The organism is Streptomyces sp. NPDC024698 (assembly GCF_055559015.1).
In genome coordinates this window covers 39,840-66,330 of record NZ_JBVHLK010000025.1, presented here as the reverse complement: position 1 = coordinate 66,330, position 26,491 = coordinate 39,840, and the positions used below count along the sequence as shown (strand labels likewise).

Genomic DNA, 26,491 nt, shown 5'->3' with positions numbered 1-26,491 from the left:
AGCATCGTCCGTGGAGGCCGCCACGTTCGTCGAGCGGTCGCCGACGCCGAACGGTCACTCAAGGAAGGGACGGGTGCGGCCATGGCCTCGCATCGCGTAGTCGTCGGAGTGGACGGCTCTCTCGTTTCCACAAGGGCGCTGGACTGGGCCGCGACCGAAGCCGTACGGCACGGAACCGGCCTGCGAGTGCTGTACGCGGTGGCCGACCGGGACGAGGCCGCACCGGTCCTGGGCAGCGCCGTGTCACGCACACACGCACGGTATCCGGAACTGCTCGTGGAGGCCGTCGCGACGGAGGAAGGCGCGGCCGGTGCGTTGGCCGGCGAGAGCGCGGACGCGGTCCTCACGGTCGTGGGAACACGGGGCTTGGGCGCGTTGACCGGCTCGGCGCTCGGTTCGGTGAGTCTGAGGCTGGCCGCGCTCGCCCAGGGGCCGCTCCTGGTCGTCCGCGGGGACCACCGGTGCGACGACGGGCAGGACGTGCTGCTCGGCCTGGCGGACGACAGCGACCGGAGGGCGGCGGAGTACGCCTTCCAGGAGGCGGAGCGGCGCGACGCCCGGCTCCGTGTCCTGCATTCCTGGAGCCATCGGTACATCACCCCCGAATTTCCTTCCCTGACACCGGCGCACAGTCCGGGCCAGGAACAACAGGCGAGCAACGCCAGGGCAGAGGAAGCCGTACCGCGCTACGCCCTCAACCGACTGCGGGACCGGCACCCCGGAGTCACGGTGGAGACCCGCACGGTCCGAACCGCTCCCGCGGACGAACTGCTCGCGGCCACCCGGGAAGCTGCCGTGGTCGTCATCGGCGCACACCGCCGTACGAGTGTGCTCGGTCCGCGCCTGGGGCCGGTCGCCCACACGCTGCTGCACCGGGCGCACTGCCCGGTGGTCGTCGTGCCCTGCGGATGACCGGCCCGTCGGCAAGCCGGTCCCGTCACGCGTCCACCGCCCCTCGGGCCACACCTTCACTCGGGTCTGTGGAGCGCATGCAAGCGGAGGAGAAGAAGGATCACCTGCCGTGGTGCGGTGCACCCGCCCTCCCACGGGACCGACGTCGACACGTACGCTGCGATCATGGATGACCCCGTGCTCACCGCCCGCGAACTGGTGCGGGACCGATTTCCCGCCGCCCGGGCGGCCTTCCTCGCCGGCAGCGTGCTGACCGACCGCCGGACGCCCACCTCTGATCTGGACATCGTGGTCCTCCTGGACGGTCCGCCCGCCCCCAGCCGGGAGAACCTGGTGTATCGCGGCTGGCCGGTGGAGCTGTTCGTGCAGACGGAGGCTGACTGGCACAGCTTCGCCGACCAGGAGACCGTGAAGCGGAGTTCGCCGCTGCTCGCCATGTGTGCTGACGGCATGCTCCTGGTGGACACGGACGGGTTGGGCGCTTCGCTCCAGGACGAGGCGCGAAAGCGTTGGGCCGCGGGCCCGCCGCCGCTCTCGGACCGTGAGCTCGACTACCAGCGGTACATCCTGACCGACTTGCTCGACGACCTGCGTGGCTGCGCGGACCCTGCGGAGCGGGTCTACTTGGTCTCGCACATGCTGCAACGTGCCTCGGAGTTGCTCCTCCTGGTCGACGGGCGCTGGCTCGGCGGAGGCAAGTGGTTGTCGCGGCGACTGGCCGCGGCCGATCCCAGGGTGCACCGCGCGTTGTCCGAAGCCGCCCCGCAGGCGATCGCCGGGGATGCGAAGGCCTTCGCCGCGGTCGTGGCGGAGGTGCTGGAGCTGGCCGGCGGTTCGCTGTGGGACGGGTACGCCATCCGCTGAGTTGGCGACACGCCCGCTACGCCCTTGGGCCAGACGAGGCCCTGATCGGTCCAGATGACACCTTGTTGCGGCAGAGGCAGAAGGAATGGCCGATGGGGTCGGCGTCGACGGGGCAGCCGTAGCCGTCGGGGCCGGTGCAGTCCCGTTGCAGGGTCGCGCCGAGGGCCAGGACGCGGCGCTGTTCGGCCTCGATGGCGTCGACTTCGAAGTCGAGGTGGAACTGCTTGGGGTGCTCGCTGTCGGGCCACTGCGGGGCGCGGTAGTCCTCGACCTGGATGAAGGCCAGTTCGATCTCGCCGAAGTGGATACCGGACCAGTTCTCGTTACTGCCCTCCTCGACCGGGAGCTCCATCACCTCGGAGCAGGAGGCCGCCGGCTTCATCGTGTCCGGTCAATCGATGATGAAGTCGGTTAGTCGTAGCCTCCTGCGATCTTTCCACAAGATCAAATGAGCCGGACTTCGAGACAGCCACCCCTGTCCTTCATCGGCGGTGCATGGTCTCCAAGGCGGCTGCCAGTACGTGGGGGTCGTGGTGGCCCTTGTAGACCTGCGGCGGATGCTTGTCCGACTTCAGGAGCTGGGCGACCGCCGTCCACGCGGTGCGTACGGAGTACTCGACGGTGAAGACGACGTCGTCGGGCACCTCCGCGAACTGCCCGATGAAGGCGAGGTTGACCGACTTCTCCGGGACCACCTTGGGCCGGTCGTCGTGGCGGCGGGCCAGGAACTGGCTGGTGATGTACGGCATCACACAGGGCACGACGGTGGAGGTCTCCCGGATCCGGTCGGCCGTCGGCTTGTCGAACGGGAGGTGGTGCAGGACCTCTTCGAGGATCTCGCGGCCCGAGCACATGGTCATGGGCTTGGGCGTGCTGTTTCCGGCGCGGCCGGGGAACAGGCCGTAGCCCCACCAGACCCCGACGTCCTCCGGTTGGTCGCGGTAGACGGGCTGGCGGTTGGCGACGATCGTGAGCAGCCAGTTGGATTCGGTGAAGGTCATCAGGCCGCCCCTGCCGGCCGGGCGGCCGCTGAACTCCTCGAGCGCCTTCAGGAAGGCGGGGTCTTTGGCGGTGACCGTGAACGACTCCCAGTGTGACTCCTTGACGCGCTTGTCGAAGACGTCGGGGTCACCGAAGTCGTCGCGGCCGCGCGCCAGCCGGTGCCACAGCAGCCAGGCGTCCGAGGGGTGCGGAGCCGGGCGAGGCGCCGACGTGTGCGAACCGAGGGTGGAGGCGTCGGTCATCGACCCGTTGGTGACGAGGACGAGATCCTCGGCCGCGACGGTGACCTTCTCGTCCTCGCCGCCCCGGCTCAGGTGGAGGGTGTCCACCGTGCCGCTCCCGATGCCCGGGGTGAAGCCGAGGTCGGTGACGCGGCAGCCGGTGTGAACGGTGACGCCGTGCTCGTGGAGCCAGGCGGTCAGGGGCCGGACGATGGAGTCGTACTGGTTGTATCGGGTCCGGTGGATGCCGGACATGGAGGCGAACTCCGAGAACAGATGGATGAAGCGCCGCAGGTAGCGGCGGAACTCGATCGCGCTGTGCCAGGGCTGGAATGCGAACGTGGTGCACCACATGAACCAGAAGTTGGTGGTGAAGAAGTGTTCGCCGAAGCAGTCGGTGATGCGCTTGCCGTCCAACTGCCCTTCGGGCGTGGCCAGGCAGCGGACCAGCTCCAGCCGGTCACGTTCGGAGAATCCCATCGAGGTCGTGTCGACGATCTCGCCGTTCCCGTCGACCAGCCGCGCGACGTCGTCCCAGGCGAAGTCCTCATGCCCGGCCAGGATCTCCTCGGTCACCGACACCGCGGGGTCGTCGAGGCTGGGGATTCCGGAGAGCAGGTCGTAGGTGCAACGGAACTCGGCCTCGAACATGCGCCCGCCGCGCATGGTGTAACCGGCGTCCGGTGTGCCTCCCGCGTCCAGGCTGCCGCCGAGGGTCCGTTGTTCCTCGAAGAGGTGGATGTCGGACCCCTTGAAGCCGCCGTCCCGGATCAGGAACGTCGCCGCGGCCAGCGCCGCGATTCCACTGCCCACCAGATATGCCTTCGCCATCACACAACTCCTCATCCTCGTACGTCGACCGGGAACCGGCCTCCCACAGTTCCCTGCCGCCCGGTCGTGCGGCAGGGGCCGTTGGTCACTTCATCGGTCCGGAAGGCCCTGAAAGCCGGTCCGGGCGGAGTGATCGCCGGCTGCGGACACGCCAGTGGCCCGGCCGGTGCATCGTGGCCGACCGGGCCCGTCGTCACAGCCGGGTCAGGCCGTACCGGAGTCCTCTGCCACGTTGCCGGGTCCTGTGGCGGAGGCAGACCACCCCGGCGCACCGCGCCAGGGCGGGACCGTCGTCCGGTGTCCGTGGTCCCGGGGCTGGGAGGCGGCCTTGTCGGTCTGGCGGCGCAACCGGTCCTGGAGCCGGTCCACGACCTCCGTGCCCGTCGCCTCCTCAGCCGCCGCCACCACCTGACGACCGCCGATGCGCAGGTCGGCCGTGGCCGACCACGGGCGGCCGGCGTGATGGGCGGCCGCCCGCACGAGGTGCACCTCGCCGGTGACGACGGGCAGGCCCGGCCTGCCCACGACCACGTCTATCTTCGTACGGGCATAGGCCAGGGTCTCCTCGTCCACGGCGCCGTCGGAGCGCAGCCGGACCAGGGGGGTCTCCTGGGTGTGGTCGGTGGTCATCGGGGGTCCTTCCTTCGAGACGTCGGAATGTGGTGTGGTTCAGGCCGCGGAGTCGGGCAGCCACAGGTCGGGTCCGAAGACCTCGTAGCGGATGCGTCGCGCGGGAACCCCCGCGGCGAGCAGCTGTCCGCGTACCCCTCGCATGAAGGGCAGCGGACCGCACAGGAACACCGTCGCGTTGTCCGGGAGTTCCGTGGCGCTCAGGTCCAACAGGCCTGTGTGGGCGTCGGGTTCCTCCGGTCCGGGGCGCTCGTACCAGAAGACGGCCCGGGCGCCCGGCAGTTGCCGGACGAGATCGTGTGTCTCGGCGCGCAGTGCGTGGTCGGTGGGCGATCCGTCGGCGTGCAGGACCAGGACCGGGCGGATCGAGCGGAGGGCGGCCAGGTGGGCCAGGATGCCGGTCATGGGGGCGCAGCCGATGCCGGCCGAGACCAGCACGACGGGGGTGGTGGCATCCACCGGGTCGTCGAGGAAGACGTCGCCGAACGGTGCGGACAGCAGCAGTTCGTCGCCCTCGCGAACGCTGTCGTGCAGAAGGTTGGAGACCTCGCCGTCGGGCCCCTCGTCGTCACCCGTCACCCGCTTGACGGTGATCCGCCTCAGATTGCCGCCAGGGTCCGAGGACAGGCTGTACTGGCGCAGTTGGTGCACGCCGTCGGCCATACGCACGCGGACGCTCACGTACTGGCCGGCTCGGGCCCGCGGTGTGCGTTCGCCGTCGGCCGGACGGAGCAGGAAGGACACGACGTCAGGGGTCTCGGTACGGCGTTCGACGACAGTCCAGGGCCGCCATGTCTGGCCGGGCCGTACGCCCGCGTCCTGATAGAGAAGCGCCTCCCGGCCGATCAGGGCCCCGGCCATCAGCCAGTAGACCTCGTCCCAGGCGGCCGCCACCTGCGGGGTGACCGCGTCGCCGAGGACCTCGGCCATCGCACCGAACAGGTACTTGTGCACGATCGTGTACTGCTCGTCGGTGACGCCGACAGCCGCGTGCTTGTGCGCGATCCGGGAGAGCAGCGCGTCCGGACGCGTGTCGGGGTTCTTCAGCAAGGCGCCGGCGAATCCGGCGATCGAGCCTGCCAGGGCACGGCGTTGGGCGCCGCTGGCCTGGTTGCCCCGGTTGAACATCCCGTCGAGGAGTTCGGGCCGGTCGTGGAACATCGTGGCGTAGAAGCGGGCGGTGATCTCGTCGAGCCCTCCGGCCACGGCGGGCAGTGTCGCCCGTACGAGCGCGGCGGATTGCACGGACAGCATGGATCCTCCTGAGAGGGTGAGGTGAAGGGGAGAGGGGCGGGGAACCGGCTCGGTCGGAGAGCCGTCGGAGGGTCTCAGCCCATCGGGACGGAGCCGCCGGTCTCCGGTCCATGGCCGTAGTAGGCCGCACGCATGAGCTCCTGCATGTCGTCGAGCATCGGCATCCGGGGGTTGGCGGGTGCGCACTGGTCCTCGTAGGCGTTGAGAGCCTGCTGGGGCAGGGCGTCCAGGAAGGCGCGCTCGTCGACGCCGAGAGCCTGGAAGGTCGGTTCGATGTTCACCGCGTCGCGGAGCCGCTCCACCGCCGAGGCGAGCGACTCGACGCTCTCGGCCGGGGTGGCGGCGGGCAGACCGAGGGTGCGGGCGATGTCCTGGAAGCGTTCGGGGGCGCGGTAACTCTCGTACTTGGGCCAGCCGGTGAGCTTCGTCGGGAGGGTGCCGTTGTAGCGGATGACGTGCGGCAGCAGGACGGCGTTGGTGCGACCGTGCACCACGTGGAAGGTGGCGCCGAGCGTGTGGGACATCGCGTGGACGATGCCGAGGAAGGCGTTGCCGAACGCCATGCCGGCGATGGTGCCCGCGTTGTGCATCTTCTCCCGCGCGCGTTCGCTGGCAGCCCGGTCGTTGACGGCCGCCTCGATGTTCTCGAAGATCATCCGGATCGCGTGCAGGGCGAGGCCGTCGGTGAAGTCGTTGGCGTAGACGGAGACGTAGGCCTCGATCGCGTGGGTGAGGGCGTCGAATCCGCTGTCGGCGGCCAGCGTCCGGGGCAGACCGGTGGTGAGCAGCGGGTCGATGATCGCCACGCTGGGGGTGAGCGCGTAGTCGGCCAGCGGGTACTTCTTGCCGGTCGCGGGGTCCGAGATGACGGCGAACGGGGTCACCTCGGCTCCCGTGCCCGAGGTCGTCGGGACGCACACGAGCCGGGCGAGCTTGCCGAGGACCGGGAAGCGGAAGGCCCGCTTGCGGATGTCGGAGAACTTGTGCCGCATGTCGGCGAAGTCGACGTCCTTGCCCTCGGCCTGCTGCTCGTACAGCAGCCACATCACCTTGGCCGCGTCCATGGGGGAGCCGCCGCCCAGCGCGATGATGGTGTCCGGGCGGAAGTCGCCCATGAGGCGGGCGCCGCGCCGCACGGAGTCGATGCTCGGCTCGGGTTCGACGTTGTCGATGACCTGGACGGTGACCGGCTCCCGGCGCCGGCGCAGGACGCTCTGGACCCGGTCGACGAGGCCGAGGCGGGTCATCGTCGCGTCCGTGACGACGGTGACGCGGTGGACGTCGGGCATCGAGGCGAGGTAACGGATGGACTGGGGCTCGAAGTAGATCTTGGGCGGCACCTTGAACCACTGGAGGTTGTTGCGGCGGACCGATACCCGCTTGATGTTGAGCAGTTGGACGGCCGACACGTTGTTGGACACCGACGTGCTGCCCCACGAGCCGCAGCCCAGCGTCAGCGACGGCAGCAGGCTGTTGTAGATGCCGCCGATCGCGCCCTGCGAGGACGGGGAGTTGACGATGATCCGCACCGTCTTCATGCGCCTGCCGTACGCCTCCGCCAGCGCGAGGTCCTGGGTGTGGATGACGGCGCTGTGCCCCTGACCGTGGAAGGCGACCATGTCCGCGGCCAGGTCGAAGCCCTGCTGTTCGGAGCCGGCGCGCAGGACCGCGAGGACCGGGCAGAGCTTCTCGCGGGTCAGAGGCTCGTCGGGGCCGACTCGCGCCGCCTCGACCAGGATGAGGGAGGTGTCGGCGGGGACGGAGAATCCGGCCATCTCGGCGATCCACGCCGGACTCCGCCCGACGGCCGCGGAGTTGACCTTGGGCTCGCAGCCCGCCCCCGAGGCACCGACCGGGAAGAGGAAGGCCTCCAGCTTCGCCTTTTCCTCCGCGGTGGCCAAGTAGGCGTGCAGCGTGCGGAATTCGGCGAGGACCGCGTCGTAGACCTCGTCGTCCAGGATGACGGCCTGTTCGGAGGCGCAGATCATGCCGTTGTCGAACGACTTGGACAGCACCAGGTCGTTGACGGCCCGGCGCAGATCCGCGCTCCGGTGGACGTAGGCGGGGACGTTGCCTGCGCCCACGCCGAGAGCGGGCTTGCCCGCCGAATACGCGGCCTTGACCATGGCGTTGCCGCCGGTGGCCAGGATCAGCGAGACACCCGGGTGACGCATCAGGGTGTCGGTCGCCTCCACGGACGGGACCTCGATCCACTGAACGCAGTGTTCCGGAGCGCCCGCGGCGACGGCGGCGTCACGCACGACACGGGCCGCCTCGGTGCTGCAACCCTGGGCGGAGGGGTGGAAGGCGAACACGATCGGGTTGCGGGTCTTCAGTGCCATCAGAGCCTTGAAGACGGTGGTCGAGGTCGGATTGGTGACGGGGGTGATCGCACACACCACGCCGACCGGCTCGGCCACTTCGGTCATGTCGTCGATGTCGTCGCGGGCGATGACACCGACGGTCTTCATCGGGCCCATGCTGTGCGTGACGTACTCACAGGCGAACATGTTCTTGGCCGCCTTGTCCTCGAAGACGCCACGCCCGGTCTCCTCCACCGCGAGCCGCGCGAGCCTCGTGTGCTGGTCCAGCGCGGCGACCGAGGCCTTCTTCACGATGTGGTCGACCTGCTCCTGATCGAGCGCCTCGTAGTCGTCGAGCGCCTTGAGCGCGCTCGTCACCAGGCGGTCCACCGCTATGGCGATGTCGGACGGCGCTGCGACGGGGTCGGTGGTCGCGCTGCGGTCGTCGTGGCGGGTCATGGGGGGTGAGCCTCCGTCGTTGATGAGGACGGCACCGCGGGGTCGGCGGCGCGGGGTGCGAGCGACTGCGGGGAATGGTGGCCGCTGCCGCTCACGACGGCAGCGTCTCTCGCCGGCGGGGTCCCGCCCCAGGCCCCGTTGGTCCCTTCGCCGGGCCGACCGGCCCCGAAGTGACGCGGACGGTCGGCCTGTTGACGACGCTCACCCGACGGCGCGGCCGATACGTCCGCCGGATCATCGGCGGAAGGACCTCGCTGGGTTCCGATGTCCTTCCGGTGTGGTCCTGCCGTCGTGGATCGAGGCCGTCATGCCGTGTTCCGGCCGGCCGAGGGCGCGGGTCGGCACCCTGCGGACGGTGCGGGCGGTACCGACCGTGTCTTTCGCGCCCTAGAGTTCGTCACCTGCTGTCACTCGTTCCCGGATCGGGGAGCGCGGCCCGGCCGGCCTCCAGTCGCGCGACCGGAATGCGGAACGGCGAGCAGGAGACGTAGTCCAGTCCGGTCGCGTGGAAGAAGTGCACGGAGTCGGGGTCCCCGCCGTGCTCGCCGCACACGCCGATCTTCAGGTCGGCTCGTGCGGCGCGGCCCTCGTCGACGGCGATCCGCACCAAGCGGCCCACCCCGTCGCGGTCGAGGGTCTCGAAGGGGGAGGTGGCGAAGATGCCCTTGTCCAAATAGGCGGAGAAGAACGCCGCCTCGACGTCGTCGCGGGAGAAGCCCCAGGTGGTCTGGGTGAGGTCGTTGGTGCCGAAGGAGAAGAAGTCCGCCTCTCCGGCGATCCGGCCGGCCGTGAGCGCGGCCCGGGGCAGCTCGATCATGGTGCCGACCGGGCAGTGCAGGGGGATGCCCGACTCCTCGGAGACCTCGGCCAGGACGCGTTCCACCTCGGCCCGCTCGATGCGCAGTTCCTCGACGGCGCCGACCAGGGGGACCATGATCTCTGCCTGGGGGGAGCCCCCGTCCCTGGTGCGTTCCACGACCGCCTCGGCGATCGCCCGCACCTGCATGGCGACCAGGCCCGGGACGACCAGGCCCAGCCGCACGCCGCGCAGCCCGAGCATCGGGTTCTCCTCGTGCATACGGCTGACCGCTTCGAGGAGTTCGCTGTCGTGCGGTACGGGTTCGATGCCCCGGGCCTCGGCGGTGGCCATGCGCACGGCGAGGTCGGTGCGGTCGGGCAGGAACTCGTGCAGGGGCGGATCGATGAGGCGGATGGTCACCGGCAGGCCGTCCATCTCCCTCAGGATGCCGACGAAGTCCTGCCGCTGGAGCGGCAGCAGGGCACCCAGTGCCTTCTCGCGCTCGGCCTCGTCGCGGGCCAGGATCATCGCCTCGACCAGCTTGCGGCGCTCGCCGAGGAACATGTGCTCGGTGCGGCACAGTCCGACACCCTGTGCGCCGAACCGGCGGGCGCGGGCGGCGTCCTCCGGGGTGTCGGCGTTCGCCCGCACCTCGAGCCGCCGGAGACCGTCGGCCCGTTCCATGGCGCGAGCCACGGCCTCGACCAGTCCGTCGGACCGTTCGCCCGTCTCGAAGTAGCGCATCACCACGGAATCGACGAGAGGAGCGGCACCCAGATACACGGCGCCCTCGGAGCCGTCGACGGATACGACCGTGCCCTCCTCGGCGACGGTGTCGCCCACCGTGAAGCGACGTGCCGCGGAGTCGACGGTGAGTTCCTCGGCGCCGCAGACGCACACCCTGCCCATGCCGCGGGCGACCACGGCCGCGTGGCTGGTCTTGCCACCGCGGCTGGTCAGTACGGCCTGCGCGGCGATCATGCCCGGCAGGTCGTCGGGAGTGGTCTCCTGGCGTACGAGGACGACGTTCTCGCCCGCGTCGGACCGGCGGACCGCTTCGGCCGAGTCGAACACCACGGCGCCCACGGCCGCGCCCGGAGAGGCCGGCAGACCGTGCGCGAGGGCCTCGCCGACGGCCGAGGTGTCGAACCGGGGGAACATCAGCCGCGCCAGACCGTGCCCGTCGACCCGGCCCAGGCCCTCGTCGGGGGTGATCAGCTCCTCGTCCACCAGCTCGGCCGCGATGGCGAAGGCGGCCTCGGCGGTGCGCTTGCCCACCCGGGTCTGCAACATCCACAGCCGGCCACGCTGGATGGTGAACTCGATGTCGCACAGATCGCGGTAATGCGTCTCCAAAGTCTCCATGTGACGGCGCAGTTGTCCGTACGAGACCGGGTCGAGCTCCTCGAGAGCGGTCAGCGGAACCGTGTTGCGGATGCCGGCGACGACATCCTCGCCCTGCGCGTTCGCCAGGTAGTCGCCGTACAGGCCGGGCCGTCCGGTGGCCGGGTCGCGGGTGAAGGCGACGCCGCTGCCGGAGTCGGACCCGAGATTGCCGAAGACCATGGTCTGCACGTTGACCGCGGTGCCCAGGTCGTCCGGGATGTGCTCGCGGTGGCGGTAGATCCTGGCGCGCTCGCCTTTCCACGACTCGAAGACGGCGAGCACCGCGCGGCGCAGCTGTTCGGCCGGGGACTGGGGGAAGTCCTCGCCGGTCTCCCTTCGGATCAGGTCCTTGTACGTCGCGACGAGGCCGCACAGGTCCGGCGTGTCCAGCCCTAGGTCGTTCGCCGCGCCCCGCGATCGCTTGAGGTCGGCCATGGCGGTCTCGAACAGAGAGCTGTCGACGCCCATGACCGTGCTGCCGAACATCTGGACCAGGCGGCGGTAGGAGTCCCAGGCGAAGCGGTCGTTCCCGGAGACCTTCGTCAGGCCGAGCACGGAGTCGTCGTTGAGGCCGATGTCGAGGATCGTCTCCATCATGCCGGGCATGGAGAACCGTGCCCCGGAGCGGACGGACAGCAACAGCGGGTCGTCGGGCTGACCCAGACGGCGTCCCGCGGCCTTCTCCAGGGCGGTGAGGTGTACGGAGATCTCGCCGGCCAGGTTGTCCGGCTCGGCGCCGGTGGCCAGGAAGGCCCGACAGGCCTCGGTGGTCACGGTGAAGCCCGGCGGGACCGGCAGGCCGAGCCGGGTCATCTCGGCCAGGTTCGCGCCCTTGCCGCCGAGCAGGTCGGCCAGGTCACGGCCGCCCTCCGCGAAGTCGTACACATGACGGACCATGACGCCGGTCTCCTCTGCTGATGGGCTACAGGCTGGGTACACCGCCAGGATCCTGCCGCCGGGACCGGAGGGGCAGGTGCTGTCGGTCCCCTCTCCGGGGCCGACCGGCCCAGGGGAGGGGAGAGGACATCCCGTTCCTCCAAGGGTGCGCCGGAAGCGGTCGTCCTGGGACGTGAGTCGTACGCGTACGGCATGCCGCACACGGTTTCCGACCGGCTGCGGCGGGCGTCACGGGAAGGGCCGGACGGCCCCCGGAGGGGACCGGGCAGCCTCTGCCACCGCGCGGACCGGGGCGTGAGGCTGGTACCGGATGGCAGACCGCATGCTGGAGGTGCCGCAATGCCTTCGCCCGTAGCCGTAGGAATCGACGGATCCGCCGAGAGCCTGGCCGCCGCCGCGTGGGCCGCCCGCGAGGCCGAACGGCGGGACCGACCGCTGCACCTGGTACACGCCTGGAACCGGCACCCCCACCAGCAGGAGCGTGAGACCACTGACGCCGCCCAGCGGTATCTGGCCCGGAGTGTGCTGCGCCGGGCGGAGGAACGCGTCCGCGCGGAGCACCCCGATGTCCTCCTCACCGACGAGCAGACGGAAGGCCCCGCCACGGAGGCCCTGTTGAAGGTGGCGGACCAGGCCGATCTGATGGTCCTGGGCTCACGCGGGCTGAGCGGCTTCACCGGATTGTTCGCGGGTTCCGTGGCGCTCGGCGTGGTCGCCAGGGTGACCCGTCCCGTCGTCCTCGTCCGGGCGGACGAGGAGGCGGCCGACGAACATGTGCCGGCACGCGACGGAGGCGCCTCCACGGACACCGGCCACCGGGACGTCGTGCTCGCCGTGGACCTGGATGAGGCCTGCGACGAGGTCATCGAGTTCGCCTTCGAGGCCGCCCGGCTCCGGCACGCACGCCTGAGGGCCGTACACGCCTGGCACACGGCCGGCCCGATCGGCCTCGGGCCCGGCGACATCGGACTCGCCGAGGAGGCATGGCAGGGCGAGGAATGGCTGGGCTTCCTCAAGGCCGTGCTCCAGACGTGGCGCGACAAGTACCCCGACGTGGAGGTCCTGGAGACGGTTGTCGATGACAGACCTTCGACCGCGCTCGTGAGGGCCGCGACCGGAGCGAGTCTCCTCGTCGTCGGCCACCGTCTCACCGATCACCCGCTCGGCCCCCGCACCGGACCCGTCACCCATGCCGCGATCCACCACGTCGGCTGCCCCGTCGCCGTCGTGCCCCATTTCTGAACGAACGGACGAAGGAGGCGACGGTCATGACGAGGCCAGTCGTGGTCGGCCTGGACGGTTCGAAGGAGAGTCTCGCGGCGGCCGACTGGGCGGCCAGGGAGGCACTTCTCCGCGGGCTGCCGCTCCGTCTGGTGCACGCCTGGGAGGGCCTGCCCGACGACGGCACCTCCGCGGACCTGCCCGAGATCCGGGCACCGCAGTACCACGCGCGGCAGGTGTTGCGCGGGGCCGTCGACGTACTGCACGAGCGCTATCCGGGGCTGTACGTCGCCGCCGAGCACGTGCGCAAGCAGCCGGGTCCCGCGCTCCTCGCCGAGGCGGAGAAGGCGGAACTGCTGGTCATCGGAAGTCGGGGGACGAGCGGTGTCGGCGGGTTCGTCTCGGGGTCGGTCGCCATGGCCACCGTGGCTCACGCCGACCGGCCCGTCGTCCTCGTCCGGGCGGGCCGGACGGCGGCGGACGAACACCTCCCCGACGCTTCGGGCAAGGCGTCGACCGACACCCCCTGCCGTGACGTGGCGGTCGCCGTCGACGCCGGCGTGCCCTGTGACGACGTCCTCGACCACGCGTTCCGCGCGGCCGAGCTCCGTCGGGCTCCGCTCCGCGCCGCGTACGCCTGGCACGTGCCGCTCACCAGGGGCGTCCCCGGGGTCGAGGAGCGTGCGCGTATCCGGCAGGTGGCGGAGCACGCACTCGCGGAGCTGCTGGAACCCTGGCGCGCGAAGCACCCTGGCGTGGTCGTCCACGAGAACCTCCACGAAGGCCGTGCCGCCCACGTCCTCGTACGTGCGGTGAGCGGGGCCGGACTGCTGGTGGTCGGACGTCGCCGGCGGCGTACCGCGATCGGTACCCACACGGGTCCGGTGGCCCACGCGTTGCTCCACCACGTGCCCCAGCCGGTCGTGTTGGTCCCACACGACTGACAGCCGCGCCGAGCGGTCGCCGCCCGAGGAGGTCCGGATCGCTGTCCGGAGTTCCTCCTTGGGCAGTGGATCGGCCTCGGATTGCGCAGTGGATCGGCCTCGGACGCCACACCGATCACTCGGCCGTCGCCCTCCAGCACCGGGAGAGCGCCGACCAGCCACTGCCCCATGTGCGCTGCTGCTCACGGGCGGGGCTGGTCATGTCAGGTCGCCGCTGCCGTAGGGGGCGTACAGGTCCAGCAGTCGGACGCGGGAGGCGTGCAGCCGTTGGGCCACCACCCGCCCGACCCAGACCGCGACCGCCCGACCGAAGCCGGGGTCCGCGGCACAGAGCGCCCGAACGGCCTCGGCATCGAACTCCCAGGTCCGTACCGGACTCATCGCCTCGGCGCCCAGCTGCCACAGATACGGCGGGAAGTGCCAGGACCAGCCGACGAGTTCGCCGTGCCCGAGCGTCTCGATGGGATCGGGCCGCCGTCCGGGTACGTGCAGGTCGAGGCCGACGGTGCCCGTGCGCACGATCCAGAAGCGGTCGGCGTTCCCGCCTTCCTCGAAGAGCCGGTCCCCGGCGTCGAAGGAGACCTCGCGGGCGAGGTCCATCAGGCGTTCACGGTGTACGGGCTCAAGAGCCGCGTTCAGGGTGGTGGTGGAGGTCATTGCACCGGCTCCCTTCAAAGGGTGTTCTTCAAGACTGCCAGGGGTGACGCTTCCGGGGCCTGCTGGAGGAGACCGCCCTCGGCCACGTCCAAGTCCGCCGCTGTGCGGGCTGGATGCGGCACGTCACCCCGGCCGTGCCGACGCGTGCCTTCCCAGTGGTCACGGCCTTCTCGGCGAACTGATCAGGCACCCGCAGCTCTCCGACCATGGGGCCTCCTACGGTCTGTCGGGGTGTTCGAGGTGGTTGGCCGGCACCGCGGCCCGAACACGGCGCCGGCCGCCGAGTCCGGCCAGGAGGCGGGAGATGTGGTTCTCGGCCCTCGGAAGGATCTGCGCGGCGCTGCGCTTGCGGTCGTCTCACGGCTCCCGGACCCGCTCCGGGCCCGTGAGGTCGAATCCGACGTCCACCACCCCTTCCACGGCCCGCACCAGCCGAGCGGCCAGCGGCACCAGTGCTGTGTCGCGGACATGTCCGCTGAGCGTGACGACACCGTCCCGTACCTTGACCCGGACCGGCGAGGGCGCCCCTAGGAACAGGGAGGACACGATCTCTTCGCGTACCTCCTCGGCGATGTCCTCGTCACGGCGCAGGAACACCTTGAGGAGGTCGCCACGGCTGACGACGCCCTCGAGGCCGCCGACCTCGTCGACGACGGGCAGCCGCTTGACCTTGGCGTGCGCCATGATGCGGGCGGCCTGCGGGAGGGTCGCGTTCGCGCGGACGGTGACCGCCGGAGCCGTCATCAGCTCCTCCGCGGTCGACCCGCCGGCCTTGGCGAGATCACTCAGCCGCCGAAGCTGCGTGCGGCGGTCGGGGTCGCCGTCGCGGAACTCCTCCTTGGGCAGCAGATCGGCCTCGGAGACGACCCCGATCACCCGGCTCTCGCCCTCCACGACGGGCAGGGCGCTGACCTGCCACTGCTCCATCAACTGCACGATCTCCTTGAAACCGGCCCCAGGGCCGATGGCGGCGACGGTGTGGGTCATCACGTCGCTCACGATGTGCGGACTGCCGTCCACGGTGGCTCCTTCATCGGGTTCGTAAACGTCGGTCGGCGGAGGTCGCCGCTGCCGTAGGGGCGTAGGGGTCGAGCAGCCGCATTCGTAGGCGCGCACGATCACCGAACTGGTCGCCCGGGCGCCCGGTGCCAGGTGTACGGGTGGAACAGCGCAGGACCAGCCGACGAGTTCGTCGTGTCCGAGGACCTCGACGAAGGCCGCGCGGCGGCCCGGCACCCGCAGGTCGAGCGCCACCGTGCCGGTCCTGATGATCGAGAACCGGTCCGGGTGTCGGCCTTCCCCGAACAGCCGGGCGCCTGGGGGGAACGACACGTCGGGCGACCCGCATCAGCCGTTCCCGATGGCCGGCGGCCGGCGGCCGGAGCATGGTGGCTTGACGGCGGCGATGGAAGTGTTCATGATCCTGCCTCTTCCTGGCGAGTGATCCTCCCACCCCCAATCTCCGCCCGCGTCCCGCCCGCCGCCATGGGCCACCCGGCCCTCGCTGCGGGCCGCATGGGATGGTCCGGGTCCGGTGGCCCGTCGTCCCCGACCGAAGCCACGGCCGGGACCCCGCACGTGGGTCTCGCCCCGTGCCGGGCCCGGTGGGGGAGAGGATCCACGCGGTTGTCCTGGTGACCCTCGCCGTCACTGCCCTCGCCGCCGCCAGGCAGGGCCGCCCGGTCCTGTGGTGGGGACCGACCGGCCCATGCGCGCGGCATCTGCCCCGGTCAGGCTGGGGGTACCAGGTCACGTCACGACGTGAGGGGATTGCCATGAAGGCACTCGTGTTCCACGGTCCGGGAGAGTCCGCGTGGGAGAGCGTGGCGGATCCCGGTGTCCAGGAAGCAACCGACGCCATAGTCCGGGTCGACACCGCGACCATCTGCGGCACCGATCTGCACATCCTCAAGGGCGACGTGCCGGAGGTGACCCCGGGCACGGTCCTCGGCCACGAGGCCGTCGGTGAGATCGTCGAGGTCGGCAGCGACGTGCGCTCGGTCCGGCCGGGCGATCGTGTCCTGGTCTCCTGCATCACGGCCTGCGGCCGCTGCCGCTTCTGCCGCGAGGGCGCGTACGGCCAGTGTCGCGCCGACGGCGGCTGGATCCTCGGCCACCTGATCAACGGCACACAGGCCGAGTACGTCCGAGTCCCGCACGCGGACCTGTCCACCCATCTCCTGCCCGGGGCCGTGGCCGGCACGGACGCGGTCCTGCTGGCCGACATCTTCCCCACCGCCTACGAGGTCGGCGTGCTGAACGGGCGGGTACGCCCCGGAGACACCGTCGCCGTCGTGGGAGCGGGGCCCGTCGGGCTCGCCGCGATCGCGACGGCGCGCCTCTTCTCGCCCGAGAAGATCATTGCCGTGGATCTCGCTCCGGCCCGGCTCGACGCCGCCAAGCGTCTCGGCGCCGACGCGGTCGCGACGGCGGGGGAGGAGGCCGAGCAGCTCGTCTCCGACCTCACCGACGGACTCGGGGCCGACGTCGTCATCGAAGCGGTCGGTGTCCCGGAGAGTTTCGAGACGTGCACGCGCATGGTGCGGCCCGGCGGCCACGTCGCCAACGTCGGCGTGCACGGCAAGCCCGCGACCCTGCACCTCGAAAGCCTGTGGATCAAGAACGTGACGATCACCACCGGGCTGGTCGACACCCACTCCACCCCCACACTGCTGCGCATGATGGCAGCCGGCCGGCTCCCGGCGGCCTCCCTCATCACCCACACCTTCCCGCTCGATCACATGGAGAAGGCGTACGACGTCTTCGCACGGGCTGCGGACACGGGCGCGCTCAAAGTGGTCCTCGGCGAGCCGCAGCACGACGCCCTGACGGTCAGGACGCCCTGACGCAAGGAAGCGAAGGCCATGTTCGAACAGACACGTCGGGGCATGCCCGGCGGAACACCGCAGGAAGAGGACGTACCCCCGGTGACGTCGGTCGCGACAGCAGTCGGCAGCGACACTTCCCGGCCGACCGTCACCACGGCGGCCTCGGCCGCGGCGGCACCGGGCGACATCGGGCGGCGCATCGCCGCGCGACGTGAGGAACTCGGCCTGACCCGGGAAGCCACGGCGGCCCGCGCGGGCACAGCCACCGGCTACCTCCAGTACCTGGAGGAACAGTCCACGGCGAGGCCCGGAACAAGCGTCCTGATCCGGCTCGCGGACGCCCTGGACACGACCGTCGCCGCCCTGCACGGCGGCGACTCCGACCTGCCGCCCGGCCTCGGCCAGGCCGCCGGCCACTCCGAACTGATCGAACTCGGCCCCGAGGACTGCCTCGCGCGACTGTCGACGCACGGCGTCGGAAGGCTCGCCACCGCCACCGAGGGCGGCCTTGTCGTCCTTCCCGTCAACTACAGCGTCATCGAGGGCTCGATCGCCTTCAGGACCGCGCCGGGTTCGACGATCGCGGCAGCGGTCGGATCGGACGTCGCCTTCCAGGTCGATCACGTGGACGAGGCCCTCAGCAAGGGCTGGAGCGTACTGGTCCAGGGCAGCGCTCAGGCGGTGACCGATCCCGACGTCCGGCGCCGGCTCGACGCGATCGCCTACAGCCGTCCCTGGGCCGGCGGCGAACAGCGCGACCTGTGGGTACGCGTCGGACTGCACCGGATCAGCGGGCGCAGGATCGCGGTGCGGTGATCCCGACACCGTAGGCAGACCGCAGGAAGATGACCTTCTCCGTCCTGCGGAGACCGGAAAGGCCGGTGATCCTTGGCCTCGATCGTTGTCCCGCCGCGGGTGGAAGCGTCACTTGTGGCCCGAGCGCTGTACGCGTGAGAGTTGACTCCGCTGATGAATCCCGACGACGGCTTCCGTGAACTGGGCCGGCAGGAGTGCCTGGACCGGCTCGGTGAGGCGGCCATCGGCCGGGTCGTGCACACCAGGGACGCCCTGCCGGCGGTCCTGCCGGTCAACTTCAGCCTGGACGCCGGGTCCGCCGTGGTGCTGCGGACCTCGGCCGACTCCGCACTGGCCCGCTCCATCGACGGCGTGGTGGTGGCGTTCGAGGCCGACGCGGTCGACGCGGCGGCCCACTCCGGCTGGAGCGTGGTCGTGACGGGCCGTGCCCTGGTGGTCAACGATCCCGCCGAACACGACCGCCTCACCCGGACAGGACCCCGTTCCTGGACGGCCTCGCCCCGCGACGTCTTCATCCGCATCACGTCGGAACTGGTCACCGGACACGAACTCGTCGGGGGTTGGCCCCACGCGGTACGGGATGGAGCGGTATTCCTGACCCCGTGATCGTGGGGTCGGCCGAACGGCCCGCGGACAAGCGCGCCGGGCCCCGTCCGATCGTTTCGCGTATCGCAGGGCCGAGGTCTCGGATCGATAATTGAGGCAGGGGACGTGCGGGCAGAGAGAAGGCCGCGACATGAGTGACAGCGGGAGCGACGCAGGGCGGATCGTGGTGGGTGTCGACGGCTCGGAGGCTTCCAAGGCGGCGTTGCGATGGGCGGTGGCACAGGGGCATGCGTCCGGGGCGGTCGTCGAGGCGCTCGCGGCGTGGGAGGCACCCGCTGACTGGTACGGCTTGGTGCCGAAGACCGACGACAGGACGGTGGCCGCGGAGGGCGTGGCGGAACGGCTGGAAGCCATCGTGGCGGAGACGGCGGGTACGGAGCCGCCGGTAGAGGTCCGAACGACGGTCACTGAGGGAAACCCGGCGTCCGTTCTGGTGGAGGCCGCGCACGACGCGCAGCTGCTGGTGGTCGGGAACCGCGGACACGGACGCTTCAGCGAAGCGCTCCTGGGCTCGGTGAGCCTGCGCTGCGTGCAGCACGCGACGGTCCCGGTCGTAGTCGTCCGCGCGCCCGGGTAGTCCAGCGGGTCCGGAGTCCGGAGTCGCCATCGGTCCCTTTGCCCGGCCGTCGGCCCCGGAGCCGACGGCCGGGCTCGGTCAGGGCTCCAGCAGGATGTCGATCGCGGGAGGCTGATGCAGGCTGTTGTGGACGGTGCAGTGCGAGGCGACGGCCAGGAGTGCGGCGCGGCGCTGCTCGGTCAGTCCGGCCGTGGGCACCACGGTGACGCGGATCGTTTCGAGCCGGGCCGGGCGGTCGGCGGCCATCGTGAATTCCGTCCGTACGCGCAGTCCGGTGCGATCGAGGCCGTGGCGGTGCAGGTAGCGGCCCGCGTAGAAGGCGACGCAGGTGGCCAGGGACGCGGCGAACAGCTCGACGGGCGTGGGCGCGGTGTCCTTTCCGCCGGCGTCCTCGGGCTGGTCCACGCGCAGCCGGTGGCCGCGTACGTCCGCGACGTACGCGTCCCCGTCGACGTGGGCCACCTCGAGCAGATGCACACCGGAGTCCGGTGGGCGGGCGGGGGTGGCGGTGTCAGATGGTGTGTGGGGCATGGCCACATCGCCTCGCTTCCATTGAATCGTTCCGTGAGAGCACGGTGGGCGCTGCGTGCCGGGGACGGATCAGACCGTCAGCGGTACGACGGCCACCGGGCAGGCCGCGTGATGCAGCAGGGTGTGGGACACCCGGCCGAGCTGGAGACCGAAGCGACCGGACCTGCGCCGTGCTCCGAGGACCACCAGGTCGGCGGCGGCCGAGCGGTTGACGAGCACCTTGTGGGCCGATCCCTCGATCACTGTCCTGCGCAATCGCACAGCGGGATGCTCCGCTGCCGCGTCGGCGACCAGGGTGTCGAGCAGGGCTGAGGCCTGCTGCTCATGCCGATGCGCCGGATCCCCGGCCGACGCCCGTTCGTCGGCCCTCTCCCGTGCGGGGGAGCGCCAGGCGCGGACGACGTCCAGCTCACAGCCGCGTGCCTCGGCCTCCCGGAACGCGAACCGGACGGCCTCACGGCTCGTCTCGGGGTCTCCGGCGCCGAGCAGGACGCGCCCGTGCGAGCCGGCCAGAGCGGCCTCGTCACCCCTGACCACGATGACCGGACAGGACGCGCGCGCCGCGACCGCCAGACCCACCGAGCCGAGCAGCGTCCCCTTCAGCTCGCCGCGACCCCTCGAACCGGTGACGAGGGCGGTGGCGTTCGTTCCCTCGTCCAGCAGCGCGGACACCGCCTCGGCGGCCACCGCTTCCGTGGAGACCTTGAGATCCGGGTTGCGCCGGCGGACGCGTTCCGCCGCCGAGCCGACGATGTGCTCGGCGAGCACCTTCTCTGAGGTGCGCTCCCGGCTCATCGTCGGCAACGCTCCCTCGTACCGTTCCCACAGCGAGGCGTGGACCAGCCGCAGCGGAAGCCCGTCGCGGCCGGCCTCGTCCACCGCCCAGTCGATGGCCAGGAGGCTGCCGTCCGATCCGTCGACGCCCACGACGAGGGGGAGAGCCATTGTCTCCACCGCCTTCTCTTCTTGCTGCGATGCCGTGCGGGGGTACCGCTTTCACGATCGCCCCCGGCGTCCGGCGGCGGCAGGGGCCGTCCAGCCCTTTCCCGGGACTTCCGGCCCTGGCACGTAGAGCCGGACGTGGCCCCCGGCCCGGGGTTCTGCCGGTAGGAGGAACGACGATGCCCGGTCTCCTCGGGCGGTACGCCGATCTTCGGTGGCGTGCTCAAGGGTCGTAGGCCCATGGTCCCGGGGGATTGGCGCAGTTCCGATGCGGCGGGACGCTTCTTCGGCTTACCGGCCCGGCCGGGGAGGGCTACGGTGATTACGTCCCCTTGCGTGCGGGCCCGTACGCCGACCGGGACACACCGAAAGGCCGGGAGGAACAGCGTGGGAACCCCGGACGAGCTCCGCGGACTGTTGCCGCAGCTGGGACTTGACGAGCTCCTGGAGGAGCTCCAGGCCAGGCTCGACGCGGCCCGGAGCACCCGCGACCGGATACAGAGCCTGCTGGAAGCCGTCCTCGCCGTCGGCCGGGAACTCGACCTGGAACAGGTCCTGCGCTCGATCGTCGAGGCGGCTGCGACGCTGGTCGACGCCAAGTACGCGGCTCTCGGTGTCATCGGACCCGACGGCACGAGCCTGTCGGCGTTCCACACCATCGGCGTCAGCGATCAACAGATCTCCGACATCGGCTCTCTCCCGGAGGGGCACGGCATCCTCGGCGAGCTGATCCGCCAACCGCAGCCCCTGCGTCTTGAGAAGCTCTCGCAGCACTCGGCTTCGTATGGCCTTCCGGCCGGCCATCCGCCGATGAACAGCTTCCTGGGCGTACCCATCCGCGTACGCGACGAGGTCTTCGGCAACCTGTATCTGACCGAGAAGCGTGGCGAGGCGGAGTTCGACGAGGAGGACGAGTCGCTGCTGTCCACGCTGGCGGTCGCAGCCGGTGTGGCGATCGACAACGCCCGCCTGTACGAGGACTCCCGACTCCGCGAGCGCTGGCTCGGGGCGAATGCGGAGATCAGCCACAGCCTGACGTCCGGCAGTGAACGCGCCGAGGCGCTGAATCTGATCGCCGAACACGCCCGGGACATCTCCTGCTCGGCCTTGGCGGCGGTCGCGATGCCTGTCGAAGGCAGCCGGTCACTCTGCGTGGAGATCGCCGTCGGAGTGGACGCGGAGGAGCACCGGGGACTGGTCCTGCCTCTGAAGGAAACCCTGGTGGGGCTGGCCTTCTCCACGGCCGCCCCCGTCAACAGCGACGATGTCACGCAGGATGGGCGGATTTCCCCCGAACCGCCGCGCTTTCAGGGGCTGGGCCCAGCAGTGGCCGTCCCCATCCGCACGGGCGCGAGCGATGTGAGAGGGGTGGTGCTGCTGGCACGCGAGACCGGCCGACCGGTCTTCTCCGACAGGGAGACCGTGATGTTGCAGGGATTCGCCGTGCATGCCGCGATCGCGATGGAACTGGCCGAACGGCGGCGGGACTCCGAGCAGATCGCCGTGCTCCAAGACCGCGACCGGATCGCCCGTGATCTGCACGACCTGGCCATCCAAAGGCTGTTCGCCACCGGGATGACGTTGCAGAGCGCGGGCCGGTTCATCACCCACCCCGAGGCCTCCGAACGGGTGCTGCGGGCCGTGGACGACCTGGACGAGACCATCAAGATCATCAGGTCGACCATCTTCGGCCTTCGATCCCGTGACAACGACGCGACCGGCGGCGGACTGCGTGCCGGCGTCGCCAAGGTGGTCGGTGAGGCCAGGCCCGGGCTGGGCTTCGCACCCAGCGTACGCACGGAGGGCCTGCTCGACACCGATGTTCCGCGCGAGATCGCCGACCATGTCCTGGCCGTGCTCGTGGAGGCTCTGACCAACATCGCCCGGCACGCCCACGCCGGCCGGGCCGACGTGGTGCTGACGACCGACGGCCGTGAGGTACGTCTGAAGGTCTCCGACGACGGGGTGGGCATTCCGGCGGACGGCCGCCGCAGCGGACTGCGCAACATGGCTGAGCGGGCTGAGCAGCTCGGCGGGCGTCTGGAGGTCTCCGGTTCCGGCACCGGTGGTGCCGTGGTCGACTGGCAGGTCCCGCTGCCGGTGAAGTAGGGAGTCCCGGCGACACGGGGGATGGATCGGTGTATTTCTGCCCGCTCGGCCCAAGACGCGGACGGCTCCGAATGGTCGTCGGCGCCGTCTCCGACGCCGGTCAGCCGCCCGAGGAGGAGTGCGGCCGGGTCCTTCCCGCCGCTTCCGGCACATCACGTGCCGTCCCGTTCCGGCCGGCATGCCCCGCCACGCGATCGGCCGGAGCGCACCTCGGCGCGTCGTGGGGGTGTGCCCCGGTATGGGCAGAGAAGATCGGGTCATGACCGACGCGACAAAGGCAGTTCTTGAGGGTGGCCCTGACGATCTTCCTGAGCGGATCGTCCCGGCTTCGGCTCCCGGCCTCGACATCAAAGTGCCGTTCCGTGGCGGGTACGAGCACTTTCGGGCCACGACACGTCAGCAGGGGACCGAGCAGGGCCAGTTGCCGGTCTACGAGTGGTGGGAGCGCACGGAGCTCCCGGGGTAGCGGCTGCACGGAGCCTGCGAGCGGAGGGGCGTCGCCGGGCGACGCGGTGCACTGGGGCACGGCGCGCCCCACAGCTGATGGTGACCTGCCCGCCAGGGTTGCGGGCCTGCTCCCGTGTCCCACCGGCTGGGGCGTGCGGGAACGGGCGTAAGTGCTGACGCGTGCGGCGCACGCCGTCAGCTCACCCGCGGTCCCGACCGGAGGAGTCGACCGGCCCCGGAGGTTGTCGCGGTCCGGCAGCGGGGCCGGATCATGTCCGTGACAGGGCCCGAGGCCGGTCTCGTCCGTCAGTCGTCGCCGTGCTGCGTGGCCGTCTTCGAGTAGTTGTCGTGCCAGGCGGCCTTGGCGCCCGAGTCGCCGATCCGGTAGACGTCCACCACGGCGCCGACCGCGACGGCGATCGAAACGATCGCGACCGCGCCCCGGACCAGTGCCGAGGACGACCAGGAGGAGGCACCCGCCGTGCCGTCCGCGGCGGGCGCCGAGCGGCGGGCCGTCCACCAGATGACGGCCGAGATCACGAAGAGGCCGAGCACCCAGGGCAGCAGGCCGTCGCCGAGTTCGGCGTGCTTGCGCACCAGCGGGTCGCTGCCGACGTGCCGTTCCAGCCACTCACCCGCGTGTGTGGACACCGGCACGGTCGCCAATGTCACGAGCGCGAGGACGGGTAGCAGCAGGCCGAGCCGCCGGGCTGCCTTGGGCCACACCGCGCACACGACGAGCGCCAGGGCGCTGAGCGGCACGAGCACGATGACAAAGTGGACGAACAGGACATGCGCGGGTAGTCCGTTGACGATCGTGAGACTCATGTGAGCTTTCTCCATGGGGGGTTGGGCGGACCATTGGCGTGCGGATTGGATCTTTGGAGGAACGTCGGCACCTTTTCACAGCGACTTCTCAGTTGCCTCTGAGTCTCGTCCGGATCGTTGACCCCTTGGGACACGAGCCGTCCGGCTCAGGGAGCGAGGGAGAAGTAGCTCTCCTCCTCCTGGCTGAAGTGCAGACGGAGAACGGAATGGAGCCCGTACAAGCAGGCGCGCAGGTCGTCGAGTTGTTCCGGCCTCAGGCCGCCCGACTCGTCCGCCATGCGCAGGTGGGTCGTGATGCGGCGGGACAGACGGGCGATCTCGGTGTGGGCCCGGCTCATGGTCTCGGTGGTCTCCGGTCCGCCGAGCTGTCGGTTCAGCGCCGGGTAGAGCTGGTGCTCCTCCGCGAGTTCGTGAGGGAGCAGTCGCGTCGTGAGCAGGTGGTCGACGTGGCGCACGGCGGCCAGTGACCCCGTGGCGTCCTGCGCCGAGAGCAGGCCGGCGGCTTCACGGATGGCGTCCAGGGCGTCCCTGAGGTCGTCGTGTTCGGCCGCGAACCGGTGGATGAGGTCCTCCGCGTCCGGTTCGAGAGCGGTACGGGCGCTGCGGGCCGGGAGCAGCGCGCGCAGGGCGTTGAGGATGACGGCGACGTCGATGCCTTCCTGAAGAAGGGCTCCGACGGCGGGTGGCAGCCAGCCCAGGGCGGCCGCGATCATGGCGACCAGCGACAGCGCCATCCCGACGACGGCGCTCTGGACCGCGATCCGGCGGGCCCTGACGGCGATGTCCATGGCGTCCGCGAGTCGGTCCACCCGGTCGGTCGTGAGGATGATGTCGGCGGCCTCGGAGGTCGCGGTGGAGCCGCGGGCTCCCATGGCCACTCCGATGTCGGCGGCGGCCAGGGCGGGTGCGTCGTTGACGCCGTCGCCCACCATGACGGTGACCGCCCGTGCGCGTTCCGCGCGCACCGCCGCGACCTTGTCGGCGGGAAGCTGACCGGCCCGGACGTCGTCGAGGCCCAGCACGGCTCCCACCTCGCGGGCGGGCTCGGCACGGTCGCCGGTGAGCATCAGCAGCCGGGTCAGCCCGGCCGACCGCAGCCTTCGGACGGTGCGGGGGGCGTCGTGGCGCAGCGGGTCCTGGAGCAGGACGGCACCGGCGAGGGTGTCGTCGACGGTGAGCCAGGCGACGGCGGCTCCGTCGAGAACGGCGCGGTTGTCCACGGCATGGGCCCAGTGGGGGAGTGCCGCCGGGGCAAGACCGGACCTGCCGACGGCGAGGCGGAGGCCGTCCACGGTGCCGGCGGGGCCGCGGCCGGGTTCCTCCGTGGCGTCGGCGGGCATGGACAGCGTGAGGTTCCGGGTTCGTGCCTCGCGGACGATCGCGTCGGCCAGCACATGCGTCGAGACCTGGTCGAGCGAGGCGGCCAGCCGCAGCACCTCGGAAGGGGAACGCCCGGGTTCGGCGGCGACCGCCAGGACGCGCGGCCGTCCGACGGTCAGGGTGCCGGTCTTGTCGATGACCAGGGTGCGTGCCCGGCCCAGCCGCTCCAGCGACCCGCCGTCCCGGACGATGACACCGCGACGCGCCGCCCTCGACAGTCCCGAGACGACGGCCACCGGGGCCGCGAGCAGCAGCGGGCAGGGAGTCGCCACGACCAGGACGGCGACCGCGCGTTCGGCGGATCCGCTCACCAGCCAGGCGAGGCCGGCCATCCCCAGGGACAGCGGCAGGAACCACGCCGCGTAACGCTCCGCCAGCCGCACGGTCGGTGCCCGCTCCGCGCCCGCGTGCTGAGCCATCCGTACGATCTCCGCGTACGTGCTGTCCCGCGCGGTGGCGGTCGCCCGGAGTTCGAAGACACCGCCCGCGTTGACGACGCCACTGCGTACGGGCTCGTGGGTGCCGCGCTCGACCTGGGCGGACTCGCCGGTCAGCACGGACTCGTCGAGTTCCGCCGTACCGGCCAGGACGCTTCCGTCGACGGGGACCACATCTCCTGGGCCGACCACGAGCACGTCGCCGACGACGACATCGGCGAGCGGGACCACGGAGACCTCACGGCCGGTGCGGCGGCGGGCCGAGCGGGGGGCGTGCTCCAGCAGTGCCCGCAGGTCGTGGGAGGCGCGGCGCTCGGCCGCGGCGTCCAGTGCCCGGCCGGTCGCCAGCATCAACGCGATCAGCGCCCCCGCCAGGTACTCACCCACCGCGAGGGTCCCGACCAGCGCCAGCACGGCGATCAGGTCGACGCCGGCCCGTCCTTTGCGCAGCGCGGCCACGACCCAGGCCACGGCGGGAACGACGGCCAGCACCGTCCCGGCCGCCCAGCAGGCGTCGGCGACGCCGTGGTTCCCGGCCGCCCAGGCGATTGCACCGCTCACCAGGGCGAGTGCCGTCGAGGCCAGCAGCGCCGGTTCGAGCAGCCGACGG

21 protein-coding genes and 2 pseudogenes are annotated in these 26,491 nt (G+C 71.0%); 10 read left to right on the top strand and 13 right to left on the bottom strand.

Translation table 11 applies throughout. From position 1 onward, the window contains the following. Positions 1–81: 81 nt before the first annotated feature. Both ACZ4AA_RS33835 and ACZ4AA_RS33830 read left to right on the top strand, forming a co-directional pair. Complete coding sequence (locus ACZ4AA_RS33835) at positions 82–912, top strand: universal stress protein (RefSeq protein WP_467611205.1); 831 nt, start codon at positions 82–84, stop codon at positions 910–912. Positions 913–1,077: 165 nt separating this feature from the next. Next, positions 1,078–1,776, top strand: a complete 699-nt coding sequence (locus ACZ4AA_RS33830) for a nucleotidyltransferase domain-containing protein (RefSeq protein WP_467611203.1) — start codon at positions 1,078–1,080, stop codon at positions 1,774–1,776. 23 nt (positions 1,777–1,799) lie between these two features. Here the strand turns inward: ACZ4AA_RS33830 and ACZ4AA_RS33825 are convergent. From ACZ4AA_RS33825 to ppdK, 6 genes and pseudogenes are all read right to left on the bottom strand, one after another. Continuing rightward, a pseudogene (locus tag ACZ4AA_RS33825) lies at positions 1,800–2,158 on the bottom strand (VOC family protein); the annotation flags it as partial. A gap of 100 nt (positions 2,159–2,258) precedes the next feature. Then, positions 2,259–3,830 (bottom strand): oleate hydratase, encoded by a 1,572-nt coding sequence (locus ACZ4AA_RS33820; RefSeq protein WP_467611201.1) that lies wholly within the window; start codon positions 3,828–3,830, stop codon positions 2,259–2,261. Positions 3,831–4,034: 204 nt separating this feature from the next. Continuing rightward, complete coding sequence (locus ACZ4AA_RS33815) at positions 4,035–4,460, bottom strand: hypothetical protein (RefSeq protein WP_467611199.1); 426 nt, start codon at positions 4,458–4,460, stop codon at positions 4,035–4,037. A 39-nt stretch (positions 4,461–4,499) separates the two neighbouring features. Continuing rightward, a complete protein-coding gene (locus ACZ4AA_RS33810; protein WP_467611197.1) occupies positions 4,500–5,714 on the bottom strand; it encodes a globin domain-containing protein in 1,215 nt (404 codons plus the stop codon). A gap of 74 nt (positions 5,715–5,788) precedes the next feature. Further along, complete coding sequence (gene adhE, locus ACZ4AA_RS33805; RefSeq protein ID WP_467611195.1) at positions 5,789–8,476, bottom strand: bifunctional acetaldehyde-CoA/alcohol dehydrogenase; 2,688 nt, start codon at positions 8,474–8,476, stop codon at positions 5,789–5,791. Positions 8,477–8,873: 397 nt separating this feature from the next. Beyond that, positions 8,874–11,558: a pyruvate, phosphate dikinase gene (gene ppdK / locus ACZ4AA_RS33800; RefSeq protein WP_467611193.1), complete on the bottom strand. Its 2,685-nt coding sequence runs from the start codon at positions 11,556–11,558 to the stop codon at positions 8,874–8,876. Between the two features lie 339 nt (positions 11,559–11,897). Between ppdK and ACZ4AA_RS33795 the strand changes: the two genes are divergently transcribed. Beyond that, entirely contained in the window at positions 11,898–12,800 is a 903-nt protein-coding gene (locus ACZ4AA_RS33795) for a universal stress protein (protein WP_467611191.1), read from the top strand. A gap of 26 nt (positions 12,801–12,826) precedes the next feature. Then, the gene (locus tag ACZ4AA_RS33790; RefSeq protein WP_467611189.1) at positions 12,827–13,723 is read left to right on the top strand and encodes a universal stress protein; all 897 of its coding nucleotides are present in this window, start codon (positions 12,827–12,829) and stop codon (positions 13,721–13,723) included. A gap of 86 nt (positions 13,724–13,809) precedes the next feature. On the opposite strand, the pseudogene ACZ4AA_RS33785 reads toward ACZ4AA_RS33790, so the two are convergent. From ACZ4AA_RS33785 to ACZ4AA_RS33775, 3 genes and pseudogenes are all read right to left on the bottom strand, one after another. Next, positions 13,810–13,893, bottom strand: a pseudogene (locus ACZ4AA_RS33785) (CBS domain-containing protein); the annotation flags it as partial. 28 nt (positions 13,894–13,921) lie between these two features. Continuing rightward, a complete protein-coding gene (locus ACZ4AA_RS33780; RefSeq protein ID WP_467611187.1) occupies positions 13,922–14,380 on the bottom strand; it encodes a cyclic nucleotide-binding domain-containing protein in 459 nt (152 codons plus the stop codon). 357 nt (positions 14,381–14,737) lie between these two features. Beyond that, complete coding sequence (locus ACZ4AA_RS33775; protein WP_467611249.1) at positions 14,738–15,400, bottom strand: CBS domain-containing protein; 663 nt, start codon at positions 15,398–15,400, stop codon at positions 14,738–14,740. Between the two features lie 755 nt (positions 15,401–16,155). On the opposite strand from ACZ4AA_RS33775, the gene ACZ4AA_RS33770 reads away from it, so the two are divergent. The 4 genes from ACZ4AA_RS33770 to ACZ4AA_RS33755 all read left to right on the top strand — a co-directional run bounded on the left by ACZ4AA_RS33770 (position 16,156) and on the right by ACZ4AA_RS33755 (position 19,207). Next, positions 16,156–17,226, top strand: a complete 1,071-nt coding sequence (locus ACZ4AA_RS33770) for a zinc-dependent alcohol dehydrogenase family protein (protein ID WP_467611185.1) — start codon at positions 16,156–16,158, stop codon at positions 17,224–17,226. An 18-nt stretch (positions 17,227–17,244) separates the two neighbouring features. Beyond that, positions 17,245–18,024 (top strand): helix-turn-helix domain-containing protein, encoded by a 780-nt coding sequence (locus tag ACZ4AA_RS33765; protein WP_467611183.1) that lies wholly within the window; start codon positions 17,245–17,247, stop codon positions 18,022–18,024. Between the two features lie 153 nt (positions 18,025–18,177). Then, positions 18,178–18,630, top strand: coding sequence for a pyridoxamine 5'-phosphate oxidase family protein (locus ACZ4AA_RS33760; protein WP_467611181.1), 453 nt, complete (start codon positions 18,178–18,180; stop codon positions 18,628–18,630). 130 nt (positions 18,631–18,760) lie between these two features. Continuing rightward, the gene (locus tag ACZ4AA_RS33755) at positions 18,761–19,207 is read left to right on the top strand and encodes a universal stress protein (protein WP_467611179.1); all 447 of its coding nucleotides are present in this window, start codon (positions 18,761–18,763) and stop codon (positions 19,205–19,207) included. A gap of 78 nt (positions 19,208–19,285) precedes the next feature. On the opposite strand, the gene ACZ4AA_RS33750 is transcribed toward ACZ4AA_RS33755, so the two are convergent. Beyond that, complete coding sequence (locus ACZ4AA_RS33750; protein ID WP_467611177.1) at positions 19,286–19,738, bottom strand: OsmC family protein; 453 nt, start codon at positions 19,736–19,738, stop codon at positions 19,286–19,288. A gap of 69 nt (positions 19,739–19,807) precedes the next feature. Then, positions 19,808–20,683 (bottom strand): universal stress protein, encoded by an 876-nt coding sequence (locus tag ACZ4AA_RS33745; RefSeq protein ID WP_467611175.1) that lies wholly within the window; start codon positions 20,681–20,683, stop codon positions 19,808–19,810. Positions 20,684–21,067: 384 nt separating this feature from the next. Between ACZ4AA_RS33745 and ACZ4AA_RS33740 the strand changes: the two genes are divergently transcribed. Continuing rightward, a complete protein-coding gene (locus ACZ4AA_RS33740) occupies positions 21,068–22,789 on the top strand; it encodes a sensor histidine kinase (protein ID WP_467611173.1) in 1,722 nt (573 codons plus the stop codon). A 259-nt stretch (positions 22,790–23,048) separates the two neighbouring features. Further along, positions 23,049–23,255: a DUF5988 family protein gene (locus ACZ4AA_RS33735; protein WP_467611171.1), complete on the top strand. Its 207-nt coding sequence runs from the start codon at positions 23,049–23,051 to the stop codon at positions 23,253–23,255. Between the two features lie 287 nt (positions 23,256–23,542). Here the strand turns inward: ACZ4AA_RS33735 and ACZ4AA_RS33730 are convergent, their stop codons facing one another. Further along, on the bottom strand, positions 23,543–24,064 hold the full coding sequence (locus ACZ4AA_RS33730; protein ID WP_467611169.1) for a DUF2231 domain-containing protein: 522 nt from the start codon (positions 24,062–24,064) through the stop codon (positions 23,543–23,545). 146 nt (positions 24,065–24,210) lie between these two features. Further along, positions 24,211–26,484 carry a heavy metal translocating P-type ATPase gene (locus ACZ4AA_RS33725; RefSeq protein WP_467611247.1) on the bottom strand — a complete coding sequence of 758 codons (2,274 nt, stop codon included), beginning with the start codon at positions 26,482–26,484 and terminating at the stop codon, positions 24,211–24,213. Positions 26,485–26,491: the final 7 nt, after the last annotated feature.

Excerpts from the sequence above, each read along its gene's own strand:
- ACZ4AA_RS33835 (WP_467611205.1), top strand. The coding sequence starts at position 82 with ATGGCCTCGCATCGCGTAGTCGTCGGAGTGGACGGCTCTCTCGTTTCC.
- ACZ4AA_RS33830 (WP_467611203.1), top strand. The coding sequence starts at position 1,078 with ATGGATGACCCCGTGCTCACCGCCCGCGAACTGGTGCGGGACCGATTT.
- ACZ4AA_RS33820 (WP_467611201.1), bottom strand. The coding sequence starts at position 3,830 with ATGGCGAAGGCATATCTGGTGGGCAGTGGAATCGCGGCGCTGGCCGCG.
- ACZ4AA_RS33815 (WP_467611199.1), bottom strand. The coding sequence starts at position 4,460 with ATGACCACCGACCACACCCAGGAGACCCCCCTGGTCCGGCTGCGCTCC.
- ACZ4AA_RS33810 (WP_467611197.1), bottom strand. The coding sequence starts at position 5,714 with ATGCTGTCCGTGCAATCCGCCGCGCTCGTACGGGCGACACTGCCCGCC.
- adhE (WP_467611195.1), bottom strand. The coding sequence starts at position 8,476 with ATGACCCGCCACGACGACCGCAGCGCGACCACCGACCCCGTCGCAGCG.
- ppdK (WP_467611193.1), bottom strand. The coding sequence starts at position 11,558 with ATGGTCCGTCATGTGTACGACTTCGCGGAGGGCGGCCGTGACCTGGCC.
- ACZ4AA_RS33795 (WP_467611191.1), top strand. The coding sequence starts at position 11,898 with ATGCCTTCGCCCGTAGCCGTAGGAATCGACGGATCCGCCGAGAGCCTG.
- ACZ4AA_RS33790 (WP_467611189.1), top strand. The coding sequence starts at position 12,827 with ATGACGAGGCCAGTCGTGGTCGGCCTGGACGGTTCGAAGGAGAGTCTC.
- ACZ4AA_RS33780 (WP_467611187.1), bottom strand. The coding sequence starts at position 14,380 with ATGACCTCCACCACCACCCTGAACGCGGCTCTTGAGCCCGTACACCGT.
- ACZ4AA_RS33770 (WP_467611185.1), top strand. The coding sequence starts at position 16,156 with ATGAAGGCACTCGTGTTCCACGGTCCGGGAGAGTCCGCGTGGGAGAGC.
- ACZ4AA_RS33765 (WP_467611183.1), top strand. The coding sequence starts at position 17,245 with ATGTTCGAACAGACACGTCGGGGCATGCCCGGCGGAACACCGCAGGAA.
- ACZ4AA_RS33760 (WP_467611181.1), top strand. The coding sequence starts at position 18,178 with ATGAATCCCGACGACGGCTTCCGTGAACTGGGCCGGCAGGAGTGCCTG.
- ACZ4AA_RS33755 (WP_467611179.1), top strand. The coding sequence starts at position 18,761 with ATGAGTGACAGCGGGAGCGACGCAGGGCGGATCGTGGTGGGTGTCGAC.
- ACZ4AA_RS33750 (WP_467611177.1), bottom strand. The coding sequence starts at position 19,738 with ATGCCCCACACACCATCTGACACCGCCACCCCCGCCCGCCCACCGGAC.
- ACZ4AA_RS33745 (WP_467611175.1), bottom strand. The coding sequence starts at position 20,683 with ATGGCTCTCCCCCTCGTCGTGGGCGTCGACGGATCGGACGGCAGCCTC.
- ACZ4AA_RS33735 (WP_467611171.1), top strand. The coding sequence starts at position 23,049 with ATGACCGACGCGACAAAGGCAGTTCTTGAGGGTGGCCCTGACGATCTT.
- ACZ4AA_RS33730 (WP_467611169.1), bottom strand. The coding sequence starts at position 24,064 with ATGAGTCTCACGATCGTCAACGGACTACCCGCGCATGTCCTGTTCGTC.